At 67.9% G+C, this 25683-nt stretch carries 24 protein-coding genes; 14 read left to right on the top strand and 10 right to left on the bottom strand.

Translation table 11 applies throughout. The annotated features are described in order from the left end of the window. Positions 1–63: 63 nt before the first annotated feature. From ACXI0D_RS12890 to ACXI0D_RS12880, 3 genes are all read right to left on the bottom strand, one after another. Positions 64–579 (bottom strand): cytochrome c oxidase assembly factor Coa1 family protein, encoded by a 516-nt coding sequence (locus ACXI0D_RS12890; protein ID WP_101766276.1) that lies wholly within the window; start codon positions 577–579, stop codon positions 64–66. Between the two features lie 25 nt (positions 580–604). Then, a complete protein-coding gene (locus ACXI0D_RS12885; RefSeq protein ID WP_119006909.1) occupies positions 605–2830 on the bottom strand; it encodes a S9 family peptidase in 2226 nt (741 codons plus the stop codon). Between the two features lie 162 nt (positions 2831–2992). Next, on the bottom strand, positions 2993–3682 hold the full coding sequence (locus ACXI0D_RS12880) for a glutathione binding-like protein (protein WP_049442833.1): 690 nt from the start codon (positions 3680–3682) through the stop codon (positions 2993–2995). Positions 3683–3794: 112 nt separating this feature from the next. Between ACXI0D_RS12880 and ACXI0D_RS12875 the strand changes: the two genes are divergently transcribed. Both ACXI0D_RS12875 and ACXI0D_RS12870 read left to right on the top strand, forming a co-directional pair. Further along, a complete protein-coding gene (locus ACXI0D_RS12875) occupies positions 3795–4415 on the top strand; it encodes a TIGR00645 family protein (RefSeq protein ID WP_014038884.1) in 621 nt (206 codons plus the stop codon). Positions 4416–4614: 199 nt separating this feature from the next. After that, positions 4615–5628, top strand: coding sequence for an energy transducer TonB (locus ACXI0D_RS12870; RefSeq protein ID WP_014038885.1), 1014 nt, complete (start codon positions 4615–4617; stop codon positions 5626–5628). Between the two features lie 84 nt (positions 5629–5712). Here the strand turns inward: ACXI0D_RS12870 and ACXI0D_RS12865 are convergent, their stop codons facing one another. Next, the gene (locus tag ACXI0D_RS12865) at positions 5713–5967 is read right to left on the bottom strand and encodes a hypothetical protein (RefSeq protein ID WP_101766278.1); all 255 of its coding nucleotides are present in this window, start codon (positions 5965–5967) and stop codon (positions 5713–5715) included. Positions 5968–6045: 78 nt separating this feature from the next. Here ACXI0D_RS12865 and ACXI0D_RS12860 point away from each other — a divergent pair, with 78 nt between their 5' ends. Then, complete coding sequence (locus ACXI0D_RS12860; protein WP_479642648.1) at positions 6046–6843, top strand: AraC family transcriptional regulator; 798 nt, start codon at positions 6046–6048, stop codon at positions 6841–6843. 100 nt (positions 6844–6943) lie between these two features. Then, positions 6944–7654: a transposase gene (locus ACXI0D_RS12855; RefSeq protein WP_479642647.1), complete on the top strand. Its 711-nt coding sequence runs from the start codon at positions 6944–6946 to the stop codon at positions 7652–7654. Between the two features lie 22 nt (positions 7655–7676). On the opposite strand, the gene ACXI0D_RS12850 is transcribed toward ACXI0D_RS12855, so the two are convergent. The 4 genes from ACXI0D_RS12850 to ACXI0D_RS12835 all read right to left on the bottom strand — a co-directional run bounded on the left by ACXI0D_RS12850 (position 7677) and on the right by ACXI0D_RS12835 (position 12398). Beyond that, positions 7677–8861, bottom strand: a complete 1185-nt coding sequence (locus ACXI0D_RS12850; protein ID WP_014038889.1) for an ABC transporter permease — start codon at positions 8859–8861, stop codon at positions 7677–7679. Next, entirely contained in the window at positions 8858–9604 is a 747-nt protein-coding gene (locus tag ACXI0D_RS12845; protein WP_479642646.1) for an ABC transporter ATP-binding protein, read from the bottom strand. The genes ACXI0D_RS12850 and ACXI0D_RS12845 overlap by 4 nt, the downstream gene beginning before the upstream one ends. Beyond that, positions 9601–11127 carry an alpha/beta hydrolase gene (locus ACXI0D_RS12840; RefSeq protein ID WP_479642645.1) on the bottom strand — a complete coding sequence of 509 codons (1527 nt, stop codon included), beginning with the start codon at positions 11125–11127 and terminating at the stop codon, positions 9601–9603. The genes ACXI0D_RS12845 and ACXI0D_RS12840 overlap by 4 nt, the downstream gene beginning before the upstream one ends. A gap of 68 nt (positions 11128–11195) precedes the next feature. Further along, positions 11196–12398 (bottom strand): GGDEF domain-containing protein, encoded by a 1203-nt coding sequence (locus tag ACXI0D_RS12835; protein ID WP_479642644.1) that lies wholly within the window; start codon positions 12396–12398, stop codon positions 11196–11198. Between the two features lie 155 nt (positions 12399–12553). Here ACXI0D_RS12835 and ACXI0D_RS12830 point away from each other — a divergent pair, with 155 nt between their 5' ends. The 3 genes from ACXI0D_RS12830 to ACXI0D_RS12820 all read left to right on the top strand — a co-directional run bounded on the left by ACXI0D_RS12830 (position 12554) and on the right by ACXI0D_RS12820 (position 15796). Continuing rightward, on the top strand, positions 12554–13039 hold the full coding sequence (locus ACXI0D_RS12830; RefSeq protein ID WP_432592570.1) for a DUF1203 domain-containing protein: 486 nt from the start codon (positions 12554–12556) through the stop codon (positions 13037–13039). Positions 13040–13272: 233 nt separating this feature from the next. After that, positions 13273–14442 (top strand): lytic polysaccharide monooxygenase, encoded by a 1170-nt coding sequence (locus ACXI0D_RS12825; protein ID WP_479642643.1) that lies wholly within the window; start codon positions 13273–13275, stop codon positions 14440–14442. 178 nt (positions 14443–14620) lie between these two features. Further along, the gene (locus ACXI0D_RS12820; RefSeq protein WP_479642642.1) at positions 14621–15796 is read left to right on the top strand and encodes a lytic polysaccharide monooxygenase; all 1176 of its coding nucleotides are present in this window, start codon (positions 14621–14623) and stop codon (positions 15794–15796) included. Between the two features lie 75 nt (positions 15797–15871). On the opposite strand, the gene ACXI0D_RS12815 is transcribed toward ACXI0D_RS12820, so the two are convergent. After that, on the bottom strand, positions 15872–16621 hold the full coding sequence (locus ACXI0D_RS12815) for a ferredoxin--NADP reductase (RefSeq protein ID WP_024958208.1): 750 nt from the start codon (positions 16619–16621) through the stop codon (positions 15872–15874). An 84-nt stretch (positions 16622–16705) separates the two neighbouring features. Here ACXI0D_RS12815 and ACXI0D_RS12810 point away from each other — a divergent pair, with 84 nt between their 5' ends. The 5 genes from ACXI0D_RS12810 (at position 16706) to ACXI0D_RS12790 (ending at position 21664) form a co-directional block, all read left to right on the top strand. After that, positions 16706–17674, top strand: coding sequence for an ABC transporter ATP-binding protein (locus tag ACXI0D_RS12810; protein ID WP_049443487.1), 969 nt, complete (start codon positions 16706–16708; stop codon positions 17672–17674). Then, positions 17671–18462 (top strand): ABC transporter permease, encoded by a 792-nt coding sequence (locus ACXI0D_RS12805; protein ID WP_014038898.1) that lies wholly within the window; start codon positions 17671–17673, stop codon positions 18460–18462. The genes ACXI0D_RS12810 and ACXI0D_RS12805 overlap by 4 nt, the downstream gene beginning before the upstream one ends. 317 nt (positions 18463–18779) lie before the next feature. Further along, positions 18780–19547: a hypothetical protein gene (locus ACXI0D_RS12800; protein WP_479642641.1), complete on the top strand. Its 768-nt coding sequence runs from the start codon at positions 18780–18782 to the stop codon at positions 19545–19547. Positions 19548–19844: 297 nt separating this feature from the next. Then, entirely contained in the window at positions 19845–20783 is a 939-nt protein-coding gene (panE, locus tag ACXI0D_RS12795) for a 2-dehydropantoate 2-reductase (RefSeq protein WP_479642640.1), read from the top strand. A 35-nt stretch (positions 20784–20818) separates the two neighbouring features. After that, entirely contained in the window at positions 20819–21664 is an 846-nt protein-coding gene (locus ACXI0D_RS12790) for an NAD-dependent epimerase/dehydratase family protein (protein WP_458220343.1), read from the top strand. A gap of 76 nt (positions 21665–21740) precedes the next feature. Here the strand turns inward: ACXI0D_RS12790 and ACXI0D_RS12785 are convergent, their stop codons facing one another. Beyond that, positions 21741–22538 carry a TatD family hydrolase gene (locus tag ACXI0D_RS12785; protein ID WP_479642639.1) on the bottom strand — a complete coding sequence of 266 codons (798 nt, stop codon included), beginning with the start codon at positions 22536–22538 and terminating at the stop codon, positions 21741–21743. A gap of 67 nt (positions 22539–22605) precedes the next feature. Between ACXI0D_RS12785 and hrpB the strand changes: the two genes are divergently transcribed. Together hrpB and ACXI0D_RS12775 are read left to right on the top strand one after the other, a co-directional pair. After that, positions 22606–25110: an ATP-dependent helicase HrpB gene (hrpB, locus tag ACXI0D_RS12780; protein WP_479642638.1), complete on the top strand. Its 2505-nt coding sequence runs from the start codon at positions 22606–22608 to the stop codon at positions 25108–25110. A gap of 162 nt (positions 25111–25272) precedes the next feature. Next, positions 25273–25647, top strand: coding sequence for a hypothetical protein (locus tag ACXI0D_RS12775; protein ID WP_005420251.1), 375 nt, complete (start codon positions 25273–25275; stop codon positions 25645–25647). Positions 25648–25683: the final 36 nt, after the last annotated feature.

The raw sequence follows: 25683 nt of genomic DNA, 5'->3' as shown, positions 1-25683 counted from the left end.
CACTCCAGCAAAGGGTTGCCCGCACCCTACGCGCTCAGCGCGGTGGCGACAATCGGCCGGAGGTCACAACGCCGCGGTCAGCGGGCATTCGCCGCGTTCGCGGCAGGCCTGCAGTTCGCATTCCTGCGCGGCTTCATCGTCATCCAGTGCGGTCAGGTCGAAGGTCTGCTTGTTCTCGCCCAGCACGTACATCACCGGGTAGTCCCACACGTCGTCACTGCGGGTGCCCTTCACGAACAACCGGCCGTGTGCGCGGGGGCCTTCCAGGGCCACGGTCAGGCCGACATCGCGCTGGCCGTTGAGCGCGGTCTGCATGCTGCCCAGCGGCATCGATTCGGTGCGCAGCGGCTCGCCGAAGGCTTCCACCAGTTCGATGCTGCACCCCGCGCGACGCATCGCTTCGCGCATCGGCGGGCTCTCGCGTGCCGCCTCGCTCCAGCGCAGCACGCTCCAGGCCACCACGCCACCCGCACCGGCCAGCACCAACAGCACGGTCAGCGGCATCGCCCAGCGCCAGTGACGGCACCACCAGCCGGCGGGCCTCGGGCCATGGGTGGGAATCGGCGGTGGCAGGGTCATCGGCGGGCTCCTTCCCGTTTGTCCATCAGGGCTTCAGGCAGCGTCCCAGGAAGGCTTCGGCCACACGGTAGCGATGCAGGGCATCGGCACCGGACAGACCATGCTTGGCACCCGGATAGGTCATCAGTTCGAACGGCTGCGCACGCTTCTGCAGCGCGCTCATCAGGCTGGTCGAGTTGGTGAAGAGCACGTTGTCGTCGGCCATGCCGTGGATCAGCAGCAACGGCGAACGCAGGCCATCGATGTGGGTCAGCACGCGCGCTTCGCGGTAACCCGCTTCATTGCGCGCCGGCAGGTCCATGTAGCGTTCGGTGTAGTGGCTGTCATACAGGCCCCAGTCGGTGACCGGTGCGCCGGCCACGCCACAGGCGTACTGGTTCGACGCCTTGGCCAGCAGCATCAGGGTCATGTAGCCGCCGTTGGACCAGCCCTGCACGCCGATGCGCGCCGGGTCCACCCACGGCTGCTGCTTCAGCCAGGTCACGCCACGCAGCTGGTCGGTCACTTCCACCGTGCCCTGCTTGCCATACAGCGCGCCACCGAAGTCACGGCCACGGCGCGGGGTACCACGGTTGTCCAGCGAGAACACCACGTAGCCCTGCTGGGCCAGGTACTGGTTGAACAGGTGGTCGCCACGGCCGGGCCAGCTGTCGGTGACGGTCTGGCTGGCCGGGCCGCCATAGACGTACACGGCCACCGGGTAGCGCTTGGACGGATCGAAGCCGGCCGGCTTGATCAGGCTGTAGTTCAGCGGGGTCTTGCCGTCGGCAGCCATCAACGTGCCGAACTCGACCGGGCGCTGCGCATCGCGGTAACGCGCATACGGATGCTTCGGGTCCGCCAGATCGTTCTCAAGTAGGGTAGCGATCTTCTCGCCATTGGCGCGGAACAGCTCGATCTGCGGCGGCGTGGTGCTGTTGGACCAGCTGTCCACATAGACGCTGGCGTTGCGGGCGAAGCTGGCGCTGTGCATGCCCGGCGCTTTGGACAGGCGCTGCGGCTCGCCACCCTGTAGCGACACCGCGTAGATCTGGCTTTCGCGCGAGCTCTCGATGCCGGCACGGAAGTAGGCCTTGCCGGCCTTTTCATCGACCGCCAGCAGCTCGTCCACCGGCCAGTTGCCGCGGGTCAGCGCGGTGGTCTTGCCCTTGCTGTCGATGCGGTACAGGTGCTGGAAGCCGGTGCGCTCGGACGACCACAGCACGCTGCCGTCATCCAGAAAACGCAGGCTGTTGTGCAGCGGCACCCAGGTCGGGCTGGTCTCGTGGGCGAGCACGCGCTGGCGGTTGGAATCGAGTGCCACTTCCACCAGGTCCAGCTGCTTCTGGTCGCGCGACTGGCGCTGGAAGCTCAGGTGCTGTGCATCGCGCCAATCGACGCGGGCCAGGTAGATGTCCTGCTCCTTGCCCAGGTCGACCCAGCGCGGCTGCGCATCGGCAGCCGGTGCGATCACGCCCAGCTGCACGCGTACGTTGGCGTCGCCGGCGGCCGGGTAACGCTGTTCGATCACATCGGTGCGGTCGGCGTAGACCTCGTAGCGCTTCTGCACCGGCACCGGTGTCTCGTCGATGCGGGCGAAGGCGATGGCCGAATCATCCGGCGCCCACCAGTAGCCCGTGTGGCGGTCCATTTCTTCATCGGCGACGAACTCGGCCACGCCGTTGCCGATGGTGGTGCTGCCGTCGCGGGTCAGCTGCAGCTGCCTGCCGCTGGCCAGATCGATCACCCACAGGTTGCGGCCGCGGATGAAGCTGACGAAGCCGCCCTTCGGCGACAGCTTGGCGTCGGTGGCGAAGCCTTCACCGTGGGTCAGCTGGCGCACGGCCGCCGCCCCCTGCTGCTTGAGGTCGTACAGGTAGAGTTCGCCGCCCAACGGGAACAGCAGGCGCTGCGCGTCCGGCGACCACTGGTAATCGACGATGCCGGTCATCGCGGCGATGCGCTGGCGCTCGCGGCGGGCCTTTTCCTCGTCGCTGAGGGTCTCGGTGCCGGGCAGCACCACCTTGGAATCAACCAGCAGGCGGGTCTGGCCGCTGCCGATGTCGTACGTCCACAGGTCCAGCTGGTTGCGGTCGCTGTCCTTGCCGCGCAGGAAACTGACCTGCGAGCCGTCCGGCGCCACCTTCGGCTTCATCAGGGTCGGGCCAGACAGCGGCAGCGGGCCGGTGATGGCTTCCAGGGTCAGCTTTTCGGCGTGGGCGGCGGTACTGGTGGCGAGCATGAGGGCGAGCGAAGCGAACAGGTGGCGCATGGAGGATCCCGTCAAACGGCAGGTCCGCCCCGCGGCGGGCGCCGGGCGGTCGTCCCCCATCCTAACCAAGCCTGTGCAGGAAGGCAGCATGACCTTCCGCCCATGCCGCGGTGCTGGGGTCAGAGCCCTTTGCGCTGCAAAGGGATCCGACCCCGCGACGGGTCAGCGCTGGCCGAACAGGTGCTTGCGCTCTTCGTCGCTGAGCGGCTTGCCGGCGTTGGGGTTCACCTGCTGGCGCAGCGCATAGGCGCGCTGGGTGGCCGGGCGTGCGGCGATGGCATCGTGCCAGCGCTTGAGGTTCGGGAATGCGGTGAAATCCACCGGCAGCTTGTCGTAGGCGCCGATCCACGGGTAGCTGGCCATGTCGGCGATGGTGTACTCGTCGCCGGCCAGGAAGGCGTGCTGGGCCAGGCGCTTGTCCATCACCCCATGCAGGCGGCGCACTTCGTTGTCATAGCGCTCGATCGCATACGGGATCTTTTCCGGCGCATACACATTGAAATGCCCCATCTGGCCGCTCATCGGGCCCAGGCCGGCCATCTGCCAGAACAGCCACTCCAAGGTGGTGACGCGGCCGCGCGGGTCGCGGGGCAGGAACTGGCCGGTCTTCTCGGCCAGGTACAGCAGGATCGCGCCGGACTCGAACACGCTCTGCGGGGCGCCGCCATCGGCCGGGGCCTGGTCGACGATGGCCGGCATCTTGTTGTTGGGCGAAATGGCGAGGAATTCCGGCTTGAACTGGTCGCCCGAGCCGATGTTGACCGGGTGGATGCGGTATTCCAGGCCGGTTTCTTCCAACAGCAGGGTCACTTTGTGGCCGTTCGGGGTGGGCCAGTAATACAGGTCGATCATGGCGTCGGCTCGGGGTGCGGAAAGGAACCTGAAGTCTAGTGCGAGAGTTGGGTTGGCACCGTCATGGCGGGCCGGTAACCTCGCCTCTCCCCCGAAACGCAGCATCCCCCGCATGAGTGCAAACCGCCCGCCGCTCTCCCCGTTGTCCACGCTGATCTTCGCCTCGCGCTGGCTGCAGCTGCCGCTGTACCTGGGCCTGATCGTGGCGCAGTGCGTCTACGTGTTCCTGTTCGGCAAGGAACTGTGGCACCTGATCTCGCATTCCGCCTCGATGGGTGAACAGCAGATCATGCTGATCGTGCTGGGCCTGATCGACGTGGTGATGATCTCCAACCTGCTGGTGATGGTGATCGTCGGCGGCTACGAGACCTTCGTCTCGCGCCTGCGCCTGGAAGGCCACCCGGACCAGCCGGAGTGGCTGAGCCACGTCAACGCCAGCGTGCTGAAGGTGAAGCTGGCGATGGCGATCATCGGCATCTCCTCGATCCACCTGCTGAAGACCTTCATCGCCAGTGGTGCGCTGGGCGGCATTCCGCTGTGCACGCCGGAACAGATGAGCGTGGCCGCAGCCAACATCGGCGTCGCCCGCTGCTCGATGCTGACCCAGGAAGGCGTGCTGTGGCAGACCATCATCCACTGCGTGTTCATCCTGTCGGCGATCGGCATCGCCTGGACCGACAAGCTGATGTCCAACAGCCACAGCAAGTCGCACGACAAGGCGCACGACCACTGAGGTCGTCGCAGGCAACGGCGGTGGCCGTTGCCCCTCCCGGCCACCGCCCCTTGTACGCGGCGGTGGCCGGGATGCTAGATTGCACCCTCGCCGTTGCCGGCGGTGGCGTCGGGAAACGTCACCCTGCCGCGCCCGGACCGCAGGTCCCGGCCATGCATATCAATGATTTACGTCACGTCGTCTTCTAGAGGGGAGCAGGATGTCGCACGTCTCAACGATCACCGCCGCGCGCCGGTGGCTGCCGGTTGCTTTGGCACTGGCGCTGGCCGCCTGCTCGGGCAAGGAAGAATCCGCAGCACCGGCCCCGGCCGCCGCACCCACCGCCGCTGCACCGGCCGCACCGGTGGTCGCCGCCAAGGTGCAGTCGATGGGCACCGAGCAGCTGCGTGAGTCGGCCAGCCAGGCCCTGCGCGAGAACCGCATGTACGCGCCGGCCGGCGACAACGCCATCGAGTACTACCTCGCCCTGCGCGACAAGACCCCGGACGACGCCTCGGTGAAGAGCGCGCTGACCGACCTGCTGCCCTACACCCTGATCGCCGCCGAGCAGCACCTGGGCCGCGAGGACTACACCGAAGCGCAGCGCCTGGTGGCGCTGATCGAGAAGGTGGATGCGTCCGCGCCGGCGCTGCCGCGCCTGAAGGACGGCCTGGCCAAGGGCGTGCAGAACGCTGCCAAGCGCACCGAAGCGGAAGCCGAGAAGGCGAAGAAGGACGCCGAGGACCGCAGCAAGCAGCAGACCGAACAGCAGCGCCTGGCCGAGCAGCGCGCCAAGGAAGCCGACGCAGCCAAGCAGATCGCCGCCCAGCAGGATGCCGCCCGCCGCGACAACGAGCGCCAGGAAGCCGAGCGCCAGGCCGCTGCCCGCCGCGAAGCCGAGCAGAAGCAGCAGCAGGCCGCCGCCCAGCAGGCCAGCGCGGCACGCCAGGCTGCAGCCCCGGCGGCCGCTGCAGCGCCGAACCTGCGCCCGGTCAGCACCCCGGCACCACGCTATCCGTCCGAGGCACTGCGTGCAGGCACCTCCGGCGAAGTGCTGGTGGAAATCACCGTCGGCACCGACGGTTCGGTGATCAACGCCCGCGTGCTGCGCGCAACTCCGTCGCGCGTCTTCGATCGCGAAGCAATGAACGCGGTCAAGCGCTGGCGCTTCGAGCCGGTCAGCGCGCCGGTCACCACCCGCCGCACCCTGGTATTCGCCCCGGGCGGCGGCTGACCACGAAAAAAGGGGACGGAGGGGATCAAGTCGTTTCCGCCCCGCAATGACGACACGGCCCGGCATGTCCGGGCCGTGTTCGTTTCAGGAGAGGCTGTCGATCATGCGCTGCAGTGCTGGATCGCGCGCGGCCAGTACCTGGAACAGGCCCAGCGCATGCAGGCCCGGCAGCAGCGCACGCAGGTCGGCTTCGGCGGTGGCGCGGGTGGCGTCATCGCTGGCGGGATCCTGCCAGTCACGGACGGTGGCGAGGAAGGCACCGACGCTACCCTTGCGCACGGTGAGGCCATTTACCTGCACGTCGTTCTGGTGGTCGGGAAGGATGTCCTGCGGCTGCATGGGTGATGCTCCTGTGGGATCGGGAGGCCAGTGTGCCGCCCAGCCAGCGACACTTCTGCCGTATAACTGCCATTGGATATGGCAGATCAGACATCACCTGCGTTGATTGACCCCGCTTTGGCGAACGCCGAAGGCGGTCCCCTCGTCATGGCCTCCCAGCTGCGGGTGCCCGGACGGCGCCGCACCGCCCGTCACCAGCACGTCCGCGGCCAGCTGCTGGGCGCGCACCAGGGCGTGCTGCGGATCGAGGCCGGCGATCTGCAGTGGCTGCTGCCGGCGGGGCATGTTGCCTGGATTCCGCCCTTGCTGCCCCACGCACTGGTGGGGGCGGAAGGGTTCGATGGCTGGAGCCTGTATTTCTGCGCCGAGGCCTGCCTGGACCTGCCCGCCGTACCGCGCATTTTCCAGCCCAACGCGCTGTTGCAGGCCGCGATGATGCGTGCGCTGCACTGGCCACACCAGGCACTGGACGCCGCGCAGGCACGCCTGACCGGCGTGATCGCCGATGAGATCACCGCCAGCACGCCGCTGCCGCTTGCCCTGCCACAACCGCGGGATCGCCGCCTGCGGCGGATCGCGGCGGTGCTGGCACGTTCGCCGGATGACCTTCGCAGTGTCGAGGCGTGGGCAGCCACCTGCGGCCTGTCCAGCCGCAGCCTCGCCCGTCGTTGGCAGGCCGAAACCCACATGACGCTGAGCCAGTGGCGGCAGCGCCTGCGCGTACTGCTGGCGCTGCCCCGTCTGCTGTCCGGCGAACCGGTGATCAGCGTCGCGCTGTCGATGGGCTACGACACGACGAGTGCCTTCATCGCCGTGTTCAAGCGCGAGATGGGGGTGACGCCCGCGCGCTACGCAAAAGGGGACGGAGGGGATTAAGTCGCTCTTGACTCATCCGACACTGCTTCGCGGCATTGCCTGATGCCCTGCTCTGCGGCCGCGATGACAGGCTGAGGCCCCCCTTCGGCCTTCGAATCCCATGCCCCGACAAGCGCGCCTGATGCTGGCAGGCCAGGCCTATCACGTGATCCAGCGCGGTGTGAACAAAGGCGCGATCTTCATCGACGACATCGACCGCCAACTGTTCCTGCATCTGTTGCACAGCGCATTCCTGAAGCACCACGTCGCACTGCATGCCTATGTACTGATGGGCAACCACATCCACCTGCTGGCCACGCCTTCCACACAGCAGGGACTGGCGGGCGCAATGCGCATGCACGGCAACAACTACGTGCAGGCCTTCAACCAGCGGCACGGACGCAGTGGGCCTCTGTGGCAGGGGCGCTTCCATTCCTCGATGATCGACAGCGACGCTTATCTTCTCAGCGTATACCGCTACATCGAACGCAATCCGGTTCGCGCCGGGATTGCTGTCAGCGCCGAAGATCATCCGTGGTCCAGCGTGCACGGCAACCTTCAACGACGGGATGATCCAATGCTCACCCTGCATCCCGCGTTCAAAGCACTTGCAGGAACCGCTCGGCAGAGGGCGAGGTTGTATGCCGAATTCCTGCGCGATGTGAATGCATCCGCAGACCTGCCCGCAATCCGCAACCACAGCGCCAGGCAACGCCCGATGGGGGACGCTGCATTCCTGCGGATGGTGGAGCAGACGCTGGGGCGCCCCGTGGCGATACGCAAACGAGGGCGCCCGCGCAAGGAGGGGACGGGGGAGGCAGAAACGACTTAATCCCCTCCGTCCCCTTTTCGGGTCAGCCGGAGATCGCCAGGCGCTCGTTGTGGTAACGGCGCACGGCGGCGAACCACAGCACCGCGGCCAGGCCGAGGCTGGCGCCCAGGTAGATCGCCCAGACCGCCGGGGTGATCGTCTCGTGGCGGATCACCTTCAGCAGCATCTGGTTCTGCGACAGGAACGGCACGGCGTACTGCCACATCTCGCTCTTCAGCGGATAGGCCACCAGTGCATAGCCGGGCAGCATCGGCAACAGCATCAGCCAGGTCATGTGGCTCTGCGCTTCCTTCATGCTCTTGGCCGCGGCCGACAGGAAGGTCAGCAGCGAGGTGCCGATCAGCAGCATCGGCAGCATCACCAGCAGCATCTGCAGCATCGAGCCGACGTTCATGTTGAACTGGCGACCGATGTTGCCGGGCGCGATCTGCGCGCTCACCTTGAACGCGACCAGGGTCAGCAGCAGCGACACGAAACCGACCACGCAGGCGGCGGCGATCTTGCCGCTGACGATCGCACTGCGCGAGCCCGGCGTGGCCAGCAGCGGCTCCAGCGACTGCCGCTCGCGCTCGCCGGCGGTAGCGTCCATCACCAGGTAGGCGCCACCGATGAACGAGGTCAGCGTCAGCAGTACCGGCAGCAGCATCGACAGGATCATGCCGCGCTTGGCTTCGGCACTGGCCAGGTCCTGGCGTGCCACGTCCAGCGGGCGTGCCACCTGTGCATCGATGCCGCGCGCCATCAGGCGCAGTGCACCGACCTGGCCGTTGTAGGTGGCCAGCGCCGCTTCCAGGCGTGCGCCAGGCACTTCGGCAGCGCGCCGCGTGCTGTCCTTGATCACCTCCACCAGTGCAGGCTTGCCATCGGCCCAGTCCTTGCCGAAGTCATCGCTGATGCGCAGCGCCACATCGATGTCCTGGGTGCGGATGGCCTCGGCCAGGTCCTTCGGTGCCGGTGCGGCATTGAGGCCCTGTGCGGCGAGGAAGCGCACCAGGTTCGGTGCGTTCTCCGCGCCGATGGTCGGGATCTGCAACGGCTCTTCGATCTGGGTGCGCACCCGGCTCTCGGCCAGCTTGCCCATGCCCAGCAGCAACACCGGGTACAGCAGCGGCCCGAACAGCAGGGTCAGCAGCAGCGTGCGGCGGTCACGCGACAGGTCGCGCAGTTCCTTGCGCATCACCGTCATCAGGGTCGACATCATGCTCATGCGTGCAGGCCCTCTTCGCTGCCGATCAGTTTCACGAACGCGTCCTCAAGATTGGCTTCACCGGCCTGTGCGCGCAGCTCGTCGGCGCTGCCGGCGGCCATCACCGTGCCCTTGGCGATGATCACGATGTGGTCACACAACGCGCCCACCTCCTGCATGATGTGGCTGGACAGGATCACGCAGCGGCCCTCTTCGCGCAGGCCCAGCAGGAAGCGGCGCAGCGCGCGCGTGGTCATCACGTCCAGGCCGTTGGTCGGTTCGTCGAGGATGACGTTGCGCGGGTCGTGCACCAGCGCGCGGGCAATCGCGGTCTTGGTGCGCTGGCCCTGCGAGAAGCCATCGGTCTGCCGATCGAGGATGTCGCCCATGTCCAGCGCGTGCGACAGCACCTCGATGCGTTCGCGGATGCGCTCGGGCGACAGGCCATGCAGTTCGCCGAAATAGGCGATGTTCTCGCGCGCGGTCAGGCGCTTGTAGACGCCACGCGCATCAGGCAGCACGCCCAGGTGGCGACGCACCTCCACCGGATGGCGCGCCGCATCGATGCCATCGACGGTGATGCTGCCCTGGTCAGGCGTCATCAGCGTGTAGAGCATGCGCATGGTGGTGGTCTTGCCGGCACCGTTGGGGCCGAGCAGGCCGGTGATCCGCCCATCCCCGGCGCGGAAGCCGACGTTGGCGACCGCCTGGATGCGGCCCGTGCGGGTATCGAAGGCCTTGTTCAGGTTGTCGGCGACGATCATGGTTCCCATCCGTTGAACGAGGTGAACGCCGGCACGTAGCTCAGCGTGTCCAGGCAGCCGGCATCCAGTGCCTTGGCATCGGTCTTGTCGATGAACTGGCCGAGCAGGCGCGGCATGCAGCCGGCGGTCAACGTGCCATGGCCCTGGCCACGGGCGACCAGCGCACGGCCATTGGGCAGGCCCTTGAGCACCTGTGCGGCGTAGCGCGGCGGCGTCACCGGGTCCAGCTCACCGGACAGCAGCAGTGCCGGCACGTCGCTGCGCAGCGGCACGGCATCGGTTGCCGGCGCCGGACGATGCGGCCACACCGGGCAGGCGGCGAAGAAGGCACTGGCGACTTCGTTGCCGAACAGCCGCTCGGGGTCCTCGGCCGGCGCGTGGTAGCGCGGCGCATCCTCGCTGCAGATCACCGACCACTGCATGCCGCGGTTGATCTGGAAATCCATGCTGCGGTTCGCGCCCCGCGCCAGCGATGCCAGCGGTGCGTAGCGACCGTGTGCGGCCTCATCCAGCACCAGTGGCAGCAGCGAGGAATACTGCGGCACGTAGGAGAAGGCGAAGGCCAGGCCGACCACGCTGTCCGGCGTCAGGACATCCTGCCGCGGCGCGTTGGTACCCGGGTCGCGATACTCGACCGAGACCGGCGCGCGGCGCAGGGTGTCGACCACGCTGCGCAGCTGCGCGCGGGTGTCGGTCGGGAAACGCTTGCTGCACGCGGCATCCTTGCGGCACTGCGCCGACTGCAGGGCGATCGCATCCTCGAAGGTGGTCGCAAAGTCACCGCCGACCACCAGCTCGTTCGGCACCACGCCATCGATGACGATGCTGCGGGTGTGCTGCGGGTAGGCCCCGGCATAGCGCTGGGCCACGCGGGTGCCGTAGGAGCCACCGACCAGGTTGACCTGGTCCACGCCAAGCGCACCACGCACCGCGTCCAGATCGGCGATGGCCTCGGTGGTGGTGTAGAAGCGCGCGTCGGCACGCCCCTGCAGCGACGCCGCGCAGCGCTGGGCGTAGTCGCGCAGCGATGCCTCGGAAGGCGCGGCATCCTCGTCCATCTGCAGCGGCTTGCCGTCCGCGCCCAGGCAGCTGAGCGGGTTGGAGCCGCCGGTGCCGCGCTGGTCGATCAGGAACACGTCGCGCTGCTTGCGCACCTGGCGGAGCGCGGTATCGACGATGACCGCCACCTCGCTGGCCGCCTGGCCGGGGCCGCCGGCCAGGAAGAACACCGGGTCGGGCTGGCTGGCACCACTGCTGCCCGATTCCAGCCAGGCAATGCGCAGGCCGATCCGGCGGCCAGCGGGCTGGGCCCGGTCCTCCGGTACCTGCAAGGTGGCGCACTGCGCCTCCACGTTGGCGCTGGCGCCTTCGGTGGACAGTGTGCAGGGCTGGAAGTCGATCGTGCCGAAACGACGGCTGGGTGCATCACTGGCACTTCCGGCGTCGGCCGGCGGCGGCTGGCTGCACCCGGCAATCATCAGGCTGGCCAGCATCCCGGCCAGCGCGAGGTGGTGTCTTTGCATCGTGCTCGTTTCCCCTGGAGGACGTTCCTGTCGACCACGACGGGCTGCCGCGGAAGATGTGACCCAACTTACACGGGCAGCGCGCCGACGGCGATGGGCAATGACGAATCCGCCGCCGACGGCGCACAGACCAGGCGGTCCCGCCCCTCGGCCTTGGCCCGGTACAGGGCGGCATCGGCGGCGGCCAGCAGGGTCGACAGATCGCCCTGCCCTGCATCCATCGCAAGACCGACGCTGGCGGTGACCGGCACCCGTCCTTCGGCCAGCAGTGCCGGCCGCTGTAGCAGGCGTGCGCGGATCGCGGCGGCCCGCTCCACCGCTTCGTCGCGCGTGCTTCCGGCCAGCACCAGCACGAACTCTTCGCCGCCGTAACGGCCCAGCAGGTGCTGGTGGCCCTGCACGCAGTGCTGCAGCGTCGCCGAAAAATGGCGCAGCACCTGGTCGCCCGCCAGGTGGCCCCACCGATCATTGATCTTCTTGAAGTGGTCCACGTCGATCAGCAGCAGCACCAGCGGGCGGCGCTGCCGGCGCAGCTTCAGCAGTTGCGCCTGGCCGTCGGCCAGCACCGCGCTGCGGTTGAGCAGGCCGGTCAGGCCATCGGTACGGGCGGCATGGCGCAGGTCGACCAGCATGCGTTCGACCAGCAGCAGCACCATCGCAAAGCAACGCGCCAGCTCCAGCATCACCCCGGCGATGTACGTGGCGAACATCGGCGAGCCGGTGCGCATGATGTCCTCCCCGGCGTCCGGTGCCACTGGCAGGAACAGGCGCACGCCATAGAGAGCGGCCTCTGCCAGGAACACGGTGGCGGCCAAGCGGCAGCTGGTGCGCTGCTGGGGCGGTGCATGCCGCAGCAGCAACCCGGCGATCCAGCCATCGACAATCAGTGCGAACACGCTGAACACCTGCAGGCGCAGGGCCAGGTTCGGCCACAGCACCAGGAAGGCGAAGATGCTGGCCATGAACGCGGCCGCCATCAGCAACGGCCGCCACAGCGGCAACGGCTGCTCCAGATGCAGGGCCACGCCGCGCAGCATCATCAGCCCGCAGCCGGCCATCGCTGCGTTGCCGGCCAGCACCGCCGGGACCAGTGGCAGATAGGGCCGCAGCGCCAGCAGGGTCACCCCCAGGGTCAGCAGCCACAGGCTGATGGTCCACTGCCGCAGCACCGGTTGCCCGCGCAGTACGACCAGCAACAGCGAGAACCCCACGGCAATGCCGATGCAGAGCAGGAAGCCAAGCACGGTGATGGTGGGGAAATCCAGGGACATGCGGCGCTCGTCGGCCGGGGCGGCGCGCGCATCTTAGCGCCTTGTTGCGCGATCCCCGTGGCGTCCTCCTGCCCGATGCCGGTGTGGGGTCTGAAAACGGCGAGCACGGCGACCGGCGCATGCGCACAATCCGCGGAACACCCAAGGAGACGCCCATGCACGCGTGGTACCTCGGCGGCATCGACCACCGCCCGTTCCTGCACCTGTTCGAGATGAGCGACAGCGCGCTCGCCGCGCTCGGCATCCAGCGTCGCTGGGCCGGCGCCAATGGCGGCCATCCCTGCCGGATCAGCCTGAGCGATCCCGCACCTGGCAGCGAACTGCTCCTGCTGTCCCACGTCCACCTGCCACTGCACTCGCCGTACCGCGCCGCCGGCCCGATCTTCGTGCAGCGCGGCGTGACCCGTTGCGTCCTGCCGCCGGGCGAGGTGCCCCCGTATGTACAGCGTCGGATGATTTCGGTGCGTGCCTATGACCACGCCGCGCTGATGTGCGGTGCCCAGGTCTGTGCGGGCACCGAGGTGGCCGACCATCTGGATGCACTGTTCGCCGACCCGTCGGTAGCGTTTGTCCAGCTGCACAACGCGGCGCATGGCTGTTTCTCGTGCCAGGCGGATCGGGTGGGTGCCGAGACTGCGTAGCGCGATCTCCATGACGTGATCGATGCCACGCCGGTCACGTGACGTCCAGCGCATCCGTTCAGCCCTGCGTGAAGCCTGCGGGAAGGGCTTCACATGCGCAGTCACGGATCGGTACTGCGAGGGTTCCGTCGCCTGCAGCGCGACTCGATACTCGCCGTGGTGCCGCCGAAAGTCCGCCGCGCAGCGCAGCTCCTGCGGTCACCGTTCCCTTTCGACGACCACAAGGATGCGCCATGTCATTCCGATCCACACCGCTGTTGCTGGCTACCTCGTTCGCCGCTGCGGGCCTGTGCCTGGCCGGCAGCGCGTTCGCCCACGGCACCATGACCACGCCGGTCAGCCGTGTCTATGCCTGCTTCCAGGGCAATCCCGAGAACCCGACCAACCCGGCCTGTGCCGCTGCAAAAGCGATTGGCGGCTCGCAGGCGTTCTACGACTGGAACGGCATCAACCAGGCCAACGCCAACGGCAACCATCAGGCCGTGGTGCCCGACGGCAAGCTGTGCAGCGGCAACAACCCGACCTTCCGCGGGCTGGATGTGAACCGCAGTGACTGGCAGACCACGCCGATCCAGGCCGATGCCAATGGCAGGTTCACCTTCGTGTTCAAAGCGACCGCACCACATGCCACCCGTGACTGGCGCTTCTTCGTCACCCGCGAAGGCTGGCAGCCGGGCAGCCCACTGCGCTGGGCCGACCTGCAGGAGTTCTGCACGCTGGGCAATACGCCGCTGTCGGCCGATGGCACCTACAAGCTGCAGTGCACGTTGCCGCAGCGCACCGGCCAGCATGTGATCTACAACACCTGGCAGCGCTCGGATTCGACCGAGGCGTTCTACACCTGCATGGACGTGCGCTTCCAGGGCGGCGGAGGTACCACACCGGCACCGCAATGGCAGGATGCCGGCCCGGTCACCGCACGCGGTGAGCTGCCGGTTGGCACGACGCTGGCACTGCGCGTGTTCAACGCCAATGGCAATGACGTCGAACGCGTGGAGGCCACCCTGGCCAGCGGCCAGACCGCGGCCGCGCAGTGGCCGTTGGTGCTCGCCCGCAAGGTCAATGCCAGTGCCCAGCACGCACGCGTGGGCGTGCTTGCCAATGGCGTGATCACGCCGGCGGCCTCGGCCACCGACAACCGCGTGTACCTGAAGGACGGCAACCGCTTCCAGCTCGACACCCAGGTGCCTGACCCGGGCACGCCGTCGCCGGGCGGTGATTTCGACCACGTCTACCCGGCCGGCATCGGCAGCTATGTGCCGGGCCAGACCGTGGTGAAGGGCAGCGACGGCAAGCTGTACGCCTGCCGCCCGTTCCCGGAAGGTGCATGGTGCAACGTCAACGCCGAGGCGTACCGGCCGGGCGTGGGTGCGGCCTGGCGCGATGCGTGGATCGCATACTGAGGCGGTGATGCGGGAGGCGGTGCAGCATGCACCGCCTTCTGCCTGCAAAGCGGCACAGTGAGCACCGTGTTGCAGATCGATCACGGCTTTCATCGATTTCAAACTTGTCCGATGTTGCCGGCGGGCCTGCATGTGAAGACTGCGCGAGGTTTCCCACACTTCGCAAAGGAGTTCCTGCATGCACCTGTCCCATCGGGCAGTCCTCGCTCTGTCCGTCGTTGCCGGCTTGGCCCTGTCCGGCAACGTCTTCGCCCACGGCACCATGACCAAGCCGCTCAGCCGCGTGAAGCAGTGCCACGAAGGCAACCCGGAAAACCCGACCAACCCGGCCTGTGCCGCGGCCAAGGCCATCGGCGGCGCGCAGCCGTTCTATGACTGGAGTGCAATCGCCCACGGCAACGCCAATGGCAACCACCGCGACCTGGTGCGTGATGGCGAACTGTGCAGTGCCAGCATCCCCAAGTACCGCGGCCTCGATCTGAACCGCAGCGACTGGCCGACCACGCCGGTCCGCGCGGATTCGCGCGGCCGCTACACCTTCGAATTCCGGGCGCCGGCGCCGCACGCCACCCGCGAGTGGAAGTTCTACGTCACCCGTGATGGCTGGCAGCCGGGCAGCCCGCTGCGCTGGGCCGACCTGCAGGAATTCTGCACCCTGGGCAACGTGCCGCTGTCCGAAGGCGGTGTCTACAAGCTGGACTGCCCGCTGCCCAAGCGCAGTGGCCAGCACATCATCTACAACACCTGGCAGCGCTCGGATTCGCAGGAAGCGTTCTACACCTGCATGGACGTGCGCTTCGAAGGTGGCGGTGGCGTGGTTCCGCCGCCGCAGTGGCAGGATGCCGGCGCGGTGACCGCCAATGGCGCACTGGACGTGGACAGCACCGTGACCCTGCGCGTGTTCAATGCCAACGGCAATGACCTGGAGCGTGTGGAAACCAAGCTGGCGACCGGCCAGACCAGCCCAACGCAGTGGCCGCTGGCCCTGGCCCGCAAGGTCAACGCCAGCGCTCAGCACGCGCGCGTGGGTGTGATGAAGAACGGCGTGATCACGCCGGTTGCCTCGGCCACCGACAACCGCGTGTACCTGAAGCCGGGCAACCGCTTCCAGCTGGAAACCCAGGTGCCGGGGCCCGGCCCGATCAATCCGGTCGATCCGCCGGGCGGCGACTTCGACTTCGTCTACCCGGCCGGCATCGGCAGCTACAAGCCGGGCGAGACCGTGGTGAAGGGCACCGACGGCAAGCTGTACGCCTGCCGCCCGTTCCCGGAAGGCGCCTGGTGCAACATCAACGCCGATGCCTACCGCCCGGGCACCGGCTTTGCCTGGCGCGACGCCTGGATCGCGTACTGAGGCAGGACACCGGGGGCGGCGTGATGCCGCCTCCGGTTCATGGGGTTGCCGGCCAGCGGCTGGCACTACCCTGGCTTACTTGCTGCTGACGTACTTCTCGCGGCGGATCTGCGGGTTGCCCAGGCCGGCGGCCTTCAGCAGTTCGGCACAGGCATCGACCATGTCCGGGTTGCCGCACAGGTAGGCGATGTCGGTGGCCGGGTCCGGGGTGAATCCGGCCAGCGCCTGCTGCACGTAACCGTGCTGCACGTCCGGGTGCGGGTCGGCGGGCAGTTCGCGTGACAGGCACGGAACATAGCGGAAGTTCGGGTGTTTTTCGGCGAAGCTGTAGAAATCTTCGCTGTACAGCAGCTCGCCCGGGCTGCGCGCGCCCTGCAGCAGCACGATCTGCACGCCGCGTTCGGCCATGGCCTTTTCCAGCAGCGGCAGCATCGAGCGGTACGGGGTAACGCCGGTACCGGTGGCGATCAGCAGGTAACGGGCGTTGTGATCGCCGGGGTTCAGGCAGAACCGGCCGTAGGGGCCGGACGCACTGATCTGGCCGCCCTGCTCCAGCGCCTCGAACAGCGCCGTAGCGGCGCCACCGGGCACGAAACTGACCGCGATATCCACCGCCTCGCCCGGGCCCAGCGCGTGGTCGTGAATGGTCGCCAGCGAGTAGCTGCGCTTGGTTTCGGTGCCGTCGGCGTAGCTGAAATGGACCTGGATGAACTGGCCGGGCTGGAAATCCAGCGGCTGTCCATCGTCACGCACGAACTGGTAGTGGCCGACGGTCGGGGCCAGCATGCGGCAGCCGACCAGCTTGAGGGGGAATTGAACAGGCACGACTTTTCGGGACAGTGTGTAGCCGGGGCAAGCCCTCGGGGTCTTCTATAATAGCCCCTCCCCGCCCCTCTCCAGCGCCAGCCCATGGGCGCGAAGGCTTCGAGCTTGGCATCCCAGAACGATATGGCGCCCGCCCTGCGCGTGCGCGACCTGCGCAAGACCTACGACAACGGCACCCAGGCCCTGAAGGGGGTTTCCCTGGAAGTGGCCCCGGGCGACTTCTTCGCCCTGCTCGGCCCCAACGGTGCCGGCAAGTCGACCCTGATCGGCATCATCAGCTCCCTGGTCAACCTCAGCGAGGGCAAGGTGGAGGTGTTCGGCAGCGACCTGGTTCGCAACCGCAGCGCCACCATGCGCCTGATCGGCCTGGTGCCGCAGGAAATCAACTTCAACCTGTTCGAGAAGCCCTTCGACATCCTGGTGAACTACGCCGGCTTCTACGGCGTGCCGCGCGAGGAGGCCGAGCAGCGCGCCGAAGAGGAACTGAAGCGGGCCCACCTGTGGGAAAAGGCGCAGGTGATGAGCCGTACGCTGTCCGGCGGCATGAAGCGCCGGCTGATGATCGCCCGCGCGATGATGACCCGCCCGCGCCTGCTGATCCTGGATGAGCCGACCGCCGGCGTGGACATCGAGATCCGCCGCGACATGTGGCGCGTGCTGAAGGAGATCAACGCCGCCGGCACCACGATCATCCTCACCACGCACTACCTGGAAGAAGCCGAGTACCTGTGCCGCCACCTGGCGATCATCAACCATGGCCAGATCGTCGAGCAGGGGCCGATGCGCACCCTGCTGGCCAAGCTGGACGTGGAAGGCTTCCTGCTGGACATCGATGGTGACCTGCCGGCGCAGCTGCCGGTGATCGAAGGCGCGACCCTGACCGCGCCGGACCCGCATACGCTGGACATCGACATGCCGCGCGCGATGGACCTCAACCGCGTGTTCGCCACGCTCAACGAGTCCGGCATCCGCGTGCGTTCGATGCGTACCAAGAGCAACCGCCTGGAGGAGCTGTTCGTGCGCCTCACCGGCAACCTGGAGAAGCCTGCATGAGCACCACCGAGCTGACCGACGGCCAGCGCAACCGCATCGCACTGATGACCATCGTGCGCCGCGAAGTCGCCCGCATCATGCGCATCTGGGGCCAGACCCTGGTGCCGCCGGCGATCACCATGACCCTGTACTTCCTGATCTTCGGCAACCTGATCGGGTCGCGCGTGGGTGACATGGGCGGCTACACCTACATGCAGTTCATCGTGCCGGGCCTGGTGATGATGAGCGTGATCCAGAACAGCTACGGCAACATCAGTTCCTCGTTCTTCGGTGCCAAGTTCGGCCGCCACGTGGAAGAGCTGCTGGTCAGCCCGATGCCGAACTGGGTGATCCTGTGGGGCTACGTGGCCGGTGCCGTGCTGCGCGGCCTGATGGTGGGCGTGATCGTGCTGATCATCGCGATGTTCTTCACCCCGGTGCGCATCCCGCACCCGCTGGTGATGCTGACCACGGTGATCCTGGGCGCGACGATCTTCTCGCTGGCCGGTTTCATCAACGCGGTGTATGCGAAGAAGTTCGATGACGTGGCGATCGTGCCGACCTTCATCCTGACCCCGCTGACCTATCTGGGTGGCGTGTTCTATTCGGTGAAGCTGCTGCCGGGCTGGGCCGAAGCGGCCACGCACGCGAACCCGATCTTCTACATGGTCAATGCATTCCGCTATGGCCTGCTGGGCAGCAGTGACGTGCCGCTGCCGGTGGCCTACGGGTTGATGATCGGATTCGTGGTGGCGCTGACGGCGCTGGCGCTGTGGCTGCTGCGTCGCGGCGTGGGCATGCGCAGCTGAGGGGTGCCTGCAGGGCCTGCGGCCCTGCACCCGCCGAATCAACGTCAACGTCAAAAGCTGGCATTCCTTGGGTTGGCGGGGTGGGTCCGGTTGCGGGGGACGCTGCAAGTACGTCCATGTAAGCTCGGTCGCCGCATCCATGCGGCTCACGCCCCCGCAACCGGACCCACCCCGCCTTCGACAGGTTCCCGCTGCTGTTGGTGGGTGTCGACCTCGGTCGACACGGTAGATCCACGCCATGCGTGGATGAAGTGTTCCCTGTAGAGCCAAGCCGATGCTTGGCTCTTCTCGTTTCGGATTGCGGCTAGGCTGTGGCGATGAAGATCACTTCCATTGCGTTGGACAAGGCCGTATCGGATGGCCCGATCGATGCCTTCAGCCATGTCCTGCTGAGCGAGTCGCCCACGCTGGATGAGGTGCTGGATTGCCTGGCCTCGCTGCACATGGCCGATCCCCGCCATCGCTACCTGTGCACGCTCGACGATGTCGGCCAGTGCCGTTACACCAGCATGCATGCGTCCGACGACGCGCGCATTGCGTTGTACGAAGACGAAGACCCGGCGACGCCGGAAGATGCGTTGGCGGCACGCAATCGGTTGCTGGCGCATGTGGTCGCGCAGCTCGAGCATTCCACGCATCGGTTGGAGTGGACAGCGCTGGCGGGCACGTTGATGTGCAGCGACGAGGACATCGAGGCGCTGGTCGCCGCCAATGCGACACCGGATCTCATCGTCGACGACGTCGTCTGCGTGCAGCAGGTGCCCGTGACACGTGACGACCTGCTGATCGCCGCCCTGCCCAATGGCTACTTCAGTGCGAACTGGGACCTCTTCCAGAACCACGCCCTGATCCGGCACCTGCAGCAGCACTACGACTACCGCCTGTTCGGACTCGGTGCGTCGTGGCTCGGCTTCCAGCGCGACCGCGCACCGTCGCCTGCAGAGGCGAGCGCGTTGGTCGCGGACCTGCAACGCATCTACGCGGCCGGAACGCACGACACCTGGTCAAAGCTGGCTGCAACGCTGGTCTCCCGCACTACCCTGCTGCTGGGCTACACCGAAGACTTCAGCGAACAGCTGCCCTGAGCACCGCTCTACACGAGCTCGCGCAGCGAGCGACCCGCTTCCTCTCTTGATCTGCTTTCCGTGGTGGCCGCACCCGGAAACTGTCAGGGGTCGTGTGCGCCGGGCTCGCGGGGGTATCCGCGCCAGGGATGGCGCGGCTAAGCCCCCATGGACGGGTTCACGGCGTCCCCCGCGAACCCGGCGCACACGACCCGGCTCATGAAACCAACTGCGCGAACCACCACGAGGGGCACCGCCGTTGGCCGCAATCTCCGGCACAATCGAAATCCTGATTCCCCAGAAAACGGTGAACGTGCAATGCGCATCCTGATCCTCGGCGCCGGCGGTACCGGCGGTTACTTCGGCGGTCGCCTGGCCCAGGCCGGCGTGGACGTGACCTTCCTCGTGCGCCCCGCACGTGCCGCCCTACTGGATCGCGACGGCCTGGTCATCCGCAGCCCGCTCGGCGATGCCAGCTTCCCGGTGCAGCACGTCACCGCCGACGCGCTGCCTGCGCTCGCCGCACAGAAGCCGTTCGACCTGGTCATCCTCAGCTGCAAGGCCTATGACCTGTCCAGTTCGATCGACGCCATTGCCCCAGCCGTTGGCGCAGGCACCACCGTGCTGCCGATCCTCAACGGCCTGCATCACTACAACGCACTGGATGCGCGCTTCGGCCGCGACGCTGTGCTTGGCGGCCTGTGCTTCATCAGCGCCACCAAGGCGCCCGACGGTGCGGTGCTGCACCTCGGCAAACCGGCCAAGCTCACCTTCGGCGAGCGCGACGGCGGCGCGGTCTCCGAACGCGTGCGCGCCTTCGCTGCGGTCTGTGCGCAGGCCGATCTTGATCACCTGGCCAGCGAACACATCGGCCAGGAGCAATGGATCAAGTACACCTTCCTGACCGCCCTGGCCGCCGCCACCTGCCTGCTGCGCGCGGATATCGGCACCATCGTCGCCACCGATGACGGCGAGGCCATCGTGCGTGGCCTGTACGACGAATGCCTGGCCGTGGCCGAGGCCGCCGGTGAACCGATTCCCGAGGCCGCGCAGGACACCGCGCGCGGCACCCTGACCCAGGCCGGCTCGGCACTGAAGGCATCGATGCTGCGTGACCTGGAAGCCGGCCAGCAGGTGGAGGCCGAACAGATCGTGGGCGACATGCTGGCCCGCGCGCGCAAGGCCGACCAGGAAGCCCTGCTGCTGCAGGTCGCCTACAGCAGCCTGCAGGCCTACCAGGCACTGCGCGGCGCGTGAGCCAGACGTTGCAGGCCAGCACGCTGCCCTCGCGGATGCTGATCCTTGGCATGGGCTGGAGCGGCTGTGTGCTGGCCCAACATCTGCGGGCATTGGGCGTACACGTCGCCGGCACCGTACGCGATCCAGCATCGGCACCACGCGATGGTCTGCGTCGCCACGCGCTGCGTGCCGATGCCACGCCATCGCCTACCCTGCTCGATGAGATCGCGCAGGCCGAGGCCGTGCTGTGCAGCGTGCCGCCCGATGCCGAGGGTGACCCGGCACTGCGCCTGTTGTTGCCCGCGCTGCAGGCCAGCCCGGCATTGCGCTGGGTGGGCTACCTGTCATCCACCTCGGTGTATGCCGACCGCGCCGGCGGCTGGGTCGACGAGCGCAGCGCGGCCGATGCCACTGAATCCGCCGGCGTGCAGCGCCTGCGGGCCGAAGCACAGTGGCGTGCACTGGCCGAACAACGCGGTATCGCATCGGCGCTGTTCCGTCTGCCCGGCCTGTACGGTCCCGGGCGCAATGCCCTGCTGCAGCTGGCACAGGGACGTGCGCGCCACGTAGTGCGTCCTGGCCTGGTGTTCAACCGGCTGCACGTGGATGACCTGGCAACGGTCGCTGTCGCATCGATGCAGCGGCCGTGCGTGGATGGGCTGTATCTACCGGCCGATGACGAGCCGGCACCGCCGCAGGAGGTACTGGCCTTCGCCGCGCAGCTGGGTGGGTTTGCGATGCCACCTGCCGTGGCCTGGGACGACCCTGCACTGAGCCCGACGCTGCGGCGCTTCTACGAGAGCAACAAGCGCATCGACAGTCGCGGCACGCGTGAAGCACTGGGGTGGCAGCCGCGCTTCCCCAGCTACCGTGAGGGCCTGCGCGACCTGCTCCGGTAGTGCCGGCCGCTGGCCGGCAATCGCGCGATGCTTGCGGCGTTCATGCTGCTGCCGGCCAGCGGCCGGCACTACCTGATCAACCCACGTCGGGCAGGCGGAAGAACGTACGCGTCGCGGCAGTCGCATTGGCCGCCGTCACTGCCACGTCCTCGCCACGGTCACGTGCCAGTTCCTCCACGATGTGCGAGAGGAACATCGGTTCGTTGCGGCGATCCTTCGGCATCGGCTTCAGCGTGCGCGGCAGCAGGTACGGCGCGTCGGTCTCGATCATCAGGCGGTTGGCCGGGATGTTCTTCACCAGCTCGCGCAGGTGCGCGCCACGGCGCTCGTCGCACAGCCAGCCGGTGATGCCGATGTACCAGTCCTGGTCCAGGTAGTCGAACAGCTCGTCACGCTCACCGGTGAAGCAATGCACCACCGCCGGGCCGATGCGACCTTCGAAGTTCTTCATCTGTGCCATGAAATCGGCATGCGCGTCGCGCTGGTGCAGGAACAGCGGCTTGCCATTGTCAGCGGCCAGCTGCAGCTGCCGTTCGAACGCGCGGTGCTGGGCCGGGCGCGGCGAGAAATCACGGAAGTAGTCCAGCCCGCACTCGCCCACCGCCACCACTTCCGGATGGGCATGCAGCGCGCGCATCTCGGCGTCGCATTCCTCGGTGTATTCCACCGCATGGTGCGGGTGCACGCCGGCGGTGGCGTACAGGAAGCCCGGGTGCTGCTGCGCCAGCTGCAGGGCCAGTGGCGAGTGCTCACGGCTGGCTCCGGTGATGACCATCTGCACCACGCCGGCCTGGCGCGCGCGCTCCAGCACGGCATCGCGGTCGCGGTCGAAGGAGTCGTGGGTCAGGTTGGCGCCGATATCGATCAGGTGCATGGTCATCGCGGGGGAAAAGTGCCCGCGCATTGTACCTGCGCCCGCCGTGGCCCCTTATCCTTTGCACATGAACGCCCCGCTCTTCCCTATCTCCCCGCTGCTGCCACAGATCCAGCAGCACCTGGCCGCACAGCCGCGGCTGGTGCTGGAGGCGCCGCCCGGCGCCGGCAAGACCACCCAGGTGCCGCTGGCGCTGCTCGATGCACCGTGGCTGCAAGGGCGGAAGATCATCCTGCTGGAACCGCGCCGGGTCGCCGCGCGCAGCGCCGCGCTGTTCATGGCGCGGCAGCTGGGCGAAGAGGTCGGCGGCACGGTCGGCTACCGCATCCGCTTCGAGAACAAGGTCTCGGCGCGCACCCGCATCGAGGTGGTCACCGAAGGCATCCTGACCCGCATGCTGCAGGACGACCCGATGCTGGAAGAGGTCGGCGCGATCCTGTTCGACGAATTCCACGAACGCCACCTCAGTGGCGATCTGGGCCTGGCGCTGGCGTTGGATGTGCAGGCACAGCTGCGCGACGACCTGCGCCTGGTGGTGATGTCGGCGACGCTGGATGGTGAGCGCCTGGCCCGCTTCCTCGATGCGCCGCGCCTGAGCAGCGAAGGCCGCAGCTACCCGGTGGCGATCAGCCATTTCCCGGCGCGCCGCGATGAGGCGCTGGAACTGCAGGTGCGCCGCGCGGTGCAGCAGGCCCTGGCCGAACACCCCGGTGACCTGCTGGTGTTCCTGCCCGGCCAGCGCGAGATCGCGCGGGTGCAGGCTGGCCTGCAGGAATCACTGGATGCCGGCGTCGAAGTGCTGGCGCTGCACGGTGAACTGCCGGTGGAACAGCAGGCGCGCGTGCTGCAGGTGGCCAGTGATGGCCGCCGTCGCGTGGTGCTGGCGACCAACGTCGCCGAGTCGTCGGTGACGCTGCCCGGCGTGCGTGTGGTGATCGACAGTGGCCAGGCTCGCGAACCGCGCTACGACCCCAACAGTGGCTTCACCCGGCTGGACGTGGTGGCCATCGCGCAGGCATCGGCCGACCAGCGCGCGGGCCGCGCAGGCCGCGTCGCCGAAGGCGTCGCCTGGCGGCTGTGGCCGCAGTCGCAGCGGCTGGAGCCGCAGCGCCGCGCCGAAATCGACCAGGTGGAACTGGCCGGGCTGGCGCTGGAGCTGGCGGCCTGGGGCAGCAGCGATCTGCGCTTCCTCGATCCGCCGCCGGCGGGCCCGATGGGCGCAGCGCGCGAACTGCTGCAGCGGCTCGGCGCGCTGTCCAGCAGCGGCGCGATCACCGCGCTCGGCCGCCGCGTGCTGGCACTGGGCACGCATCCGCGGATGGCAGCGATGCTGCTGGCCGCGCCCGATGCCCGCGCGCAGGCGCTGGCCGCCGATCTGGCCGCCCTGCTGGAGGCACGCGATCCGCTGCGCCAGGGCGGTGATGCACTGGCCGCGCGTTGGCGGGCGCTGGCCGCGTTCCGCAACGGCCGCGCGCCGGGCGACGCCAACCGCAGCGGTCTGGCCGCCATCGATGCGGCCGCCAAGCAGTGGCGACGTCGCCTGCGCTGCGATGCCGCGCCACCGGCCAGCATCGAGGCGCACGAGCTGGGTGACCTGCTCGCACATGCATTCCCGGACCGCATCGGTGTCCAGCATCCCAGCGATCCGCTGCGCTACCTGCTGGCCAATGGCCGCAGCGCACGCCTGCACGAGCTGAGCGACCTGCGAGGCGAACCGTGGCTGGTAGCCAGTGAACTGCGCTTCGAGGCACGCGACGCGCTGCTGCTGCGTGCCGCACCAGTGGACGAAGGCCAGCTGCGCAAGGCCTGGCCGGAGCGCTTCGTGACCGAAGACGTGGTGCGCTGGGACAGCGAGCGTCGCGCCCTGGTAGCACTGCGCGAGACCCGTTTCGACCGCATCGTGCTCGACAGCCGCTCGGCCGGCCGGGTCGATCCGCAGCACGCCGCGCAGGCGCTGACGGACGCGGTGGCTGAACTCGGCCTGCAGGCGCTGCCGTGGACCGAAGGCCTGCGCCAATGGCAGGCACGGGTGGAATCGCTGCGGCGCTGGATGCCGGAGCTCGGCCTGCCCGACTGCAGCGACGACGCCCTGCTGGCCACGCGCGCGCAATGGCTGCAGCCCGCGTTCGCCGGCAAGAGCCGCCTGGACGCACTGGACGAGGCCAGTTTCGGCGAAGCGCTGAAGTCGCCCTTGGAGTGGTCGCAGCGGCAACTGGTTGAACGACATGCGCCCACCCGCATTACCGTGCCGTCCGGACTGGAACGGCCGATCACCTATGCGTTGGACAGCGAGAGCGGCGAACCGTTGCCACCGGTGCTGGCGGTGAAGCTGCAGGAACTGTTCGGCCTGGCCGACACGCCGCGCATCGCCGATGGCCGCGTGCCGCTGACCCTGCACCTGCTGTCCCCCGGAGGCCGCCCACTGCAGGTCACCCAGGACCTGCGCAATTTCTGGGAAAACACCTACGCCGAGGTGAAGAAGGAAATGAAGGGCCGCTACCCGCGGCATCCATGGCCGGATGATCCGTGGACGGCCACAGCCACGCACCGGGCCAAGCCGCGCGGCACCTGAAGGCGGGGGTCAGAGCCCTTTCCCAAGGGAAAGGGATCCGACCCCACCCTGCCTGATCCTGAATGGCTGGGGTAGAGTCACACCACGTGCCACCCCGGCTGACATACCGTTTACGGGCAACACGCGACACTGGACTTCGACCCGAGGCAAAGGACCCCCCGCATGAGCAAGCTGACCGTAATCACCGACCGCGCTCTGGAGCGCGCCCTGGAGCTGGCCCACACCGCCGGCGATGGCCTGAAGAGCGCCGGTGGCAGCCTGCGCAATGCGGACTGGATCAAGACCGGCGCCGCCATCGGCGCAGTGAAGACCGGCGGCAAGGCCGCCACCAAGTTCGTGCGCCGCAATCCGGCGGTGGCCGTGGCCGCTGCCGCGGTGGGTGTCGGCCTGCTCGGCTATGCGCTGTACCGCAAGCAGCAGAAGAAGAAGGCCGCCAATGGCCACGTGGTGAATGGGCAGGCGCAGCGCATCAGCGCACGCGACCGCCGCAACGACACCGTCGTGGACGAGCACAGCGATATCGGCAGCGACGCGTGAGTCTGCCGGGGTCGGATCCCTTCCGCAGGAAGGGCT

This window comes from Stenotrophomonas sp. C9D9 (assembly GCF_056491205.1).
Note: the sequence above shows the minus strand (reverse complement) of the source record. Positions and strands in the feature narration are given on the sequence as shown.